At 35.7% G+C, this 305-nt stretch carries 1 protein-coding gene; it reads left to right on the top strand.

Going from position 1 to position 305, the window contains the following annotated elements; genetic code table 11:
• Positions 1-305: ATP:cob(I)alamin adenosyltransferase (locus tag WFZ85_RS16180; protein ID WP_342697275.1), on the top strand; the 305-nt coding region annotated here is incomplete at both ends.

Raw genomic sequence — 305 nt, 5'->3', positions numbered from 1 at the left:
CAATTCCCACATCGGATTAATTCGTGACCAAAACATCAATATATTGTATAAAAATGTTTTTATAGAAGTACAAGACCGGTTATTTACAGTTGGCGCTATTTTAGCAACACCACCAGAAAAAGAAATTAAAAAAAACGGCGAAAAACGACTTAAAAACCTAGGAATTCTCGAAACCGATATCGAATTTCTTGAAAAAGATATTGATTTAATGGAAGATAGTTTACCACCTATGACACATTTTGTACTTCCTGGAGGACACACTACTGTGTCATATTGTCACATTGCACGCTGCGTTTGCCGCAGAG

Source organism: Flavobacterium aureirubrum (genome assembly GCF_038739835.1).
Lineage (GTDB): Bacteria > Bacteroidota > Bacteroidia > Flavobacteriales > Flavobacteriaceae > Flavobacterium > Flavobacterium aureirubrum.
The sequence above is the reverse complement of the archived record's forward strand: the minus strand, read 5'-3'. Positions and strand labels throughout refer to the sequence as shown.